Origin of the sequence: Thermogutta sp. (assembly GCF_014359955.1) — a bacterium.
Classification (GTDB): Bacteria; Planctomycetota; Planctomycetia; order Pirellulales; family Thermoguttaceae; genus Thermogutta.
Genome location: NZ_JACIYL010000887.1, coordinates 1 through 1,703, shown reverse-complemented (window position 1 = coordinate 1,703; position 1,703 = coordinate 1). Strand labels below are relative to the sequence as shown.

The window sequence follows — 1,703 nt, the reverse complement described above, 5'->3', positions numbered from 1 at the left end:
GTCTCCATTGCCGAGGCACCCTTCATCACGCATATCTTTCCCCTCGGCGGACAGGTCGGGCAACCTGTTTCCCTGGCGGTGAAAGGTTGGAATACAGAAGGCGCCCAGGTACAGATGCCGCCACAGGATGCCGGACCCGGGATTCACTACATCCGTGCGGACCGAAACGGCCTGGTCTCCAATCGCGTGCCGTTCGCACTGGACACCCTGCCCGAAGTCCTCGAAAAAGAACCCAATAACCAGCCAGATCAGGCACAACCTGTTTCCCTCCCGGCGATCATCAACGGCCGGATTGATCAACCGGGCGACTGGGATGTCTTTCGTGTGGAGGGCAAGGCGGGCCAAACGCTCGTGGCGGAAGTCATGGCACGACGGCTGAATTCCCCACTGGACTCCCTCCTGCGGATTACCGATGCGAACGGCAAGCTCCTTGCCATCAACGACGATTATGAAGATCCGGGCATGGGTCAGATGACCTACCATGCGGATTCGTACATCATGTTCCAGTTGCCGGCAGATGGCACGTATTTCGTGTATCTCGGTGACACAACAAGAAAAGGTGGCGAGGAATATGCCTATCGCCTGCGATTGAGTGAACCGCGTCCCGATTTTGCCCTGCGGGTGATTCCGTCAGGATTGGCCATTCGTAGTCAAAGCGCCGCCGCCGTGCGGGTGTACGCGATCCGGAAAGACGGGTTCGCGAGCGATATCCAGGTCACCCTCAAGGATCCCCCGGAAGGTTTTGCCAATTCGCCGGTGACTCTGCGGGCCAATCAGGAAATGGTCTCGCTCGGGGTGAAAACGACGCTGAAGGACTCCAACGGGGCGGTACCGCTCACGGTCATCGGGAGGGCCAAAATCGGGGACCAGGAGATCGTTCATGAGGCCGTCCCCGCTGAGGACAAAATGCAGGCATTTCTGTGGCGGCATCTGCTGCCTGTGGGTGACTTACTGGCTCGGGTGTACGATCCTTCCTACCAGCCACAGCCCAAGCGCACTCCGCCCCAGGTACCGCCGGAAATGGTAGAGGCCGCCCGCAAGGCCATCAAAGAAGCGGGCCGCGCGCCCTTCAGCAAGTCACAAGTGGCCGGTCGTATCCGCATGCTGAATACGCTCTATGAGAACGAATTCCTCACGGAGGAGTTCTATCTAGCCAAAATGGCTGAATGCGCTGCGGCTGAGGAATAAGCCCCGGAACGCGGCCACCGCCGCTGATCGATCAGCCAGCCCCGTCTGTACCCTCAGAAACGCGGCGTACCCGAGTTTGGAGTATCGCACCAGTCAAAGGTGGTAGCCACGGTCTCAGAATCACATCTGAGTTAGAAATCGACGCTCAAACTAAAAGGACTGCGTCCGAAAAAGACGCAGTCCTTTTTCGAGCGAGGGCGACGGGACTCGAACCCGCAACCACCGGATCGACAGTCCGGTACTCTAACCAATTGAGCTACGCCCCCATATCATCGGTCCGTTCTTATTTAGAATATTCCTCAACTCGGCCGATTGGTCAAGCCCCGCCCCCGCCGAGCCATCCCCATTTTTTACCAAAACCTATGGGATGCCACGAGCGCAAGGTGCTGTAGGGGCAATTCATGAATGGCCCTTACCGAAAGGCGAGTGACTTGGGGTGGATCATCCAAACGTGACAAGCGGACGTGACAAGCAGGTCCTTCCGAGTATTCGTTCGGAGGGGCACGCTTGTCGTG

1 protein-coding gene and 1 tRNA gene are annotated in these 1,703 nt (G+C 58.1%); one reads left to right on the top strand and one right to left on the bottom strand.

Features of this window, described 5'->3' with window-relative positions:
- Positions 1–1,188: PPC domain-containing protein (locus H5U08_RS17920; RefSeq protein ID WP_297036247.1), on the top strand; the 1,188-nt coding region annotated here is incomplete at its 5' end.
- Between the two features lie 192 nt (positions 1,189–1,380).
- Here H5U08_RS17920 and H5U08_RS17915 read toward each other — a convergent pair.
- Positions 1,381–1,454 (bottom strand) — tRNA-Asp (locus H5U08_RS17915).
- Between the last annotated feature and the right edge of the window lie 249 nt (positions 1,455–1,703).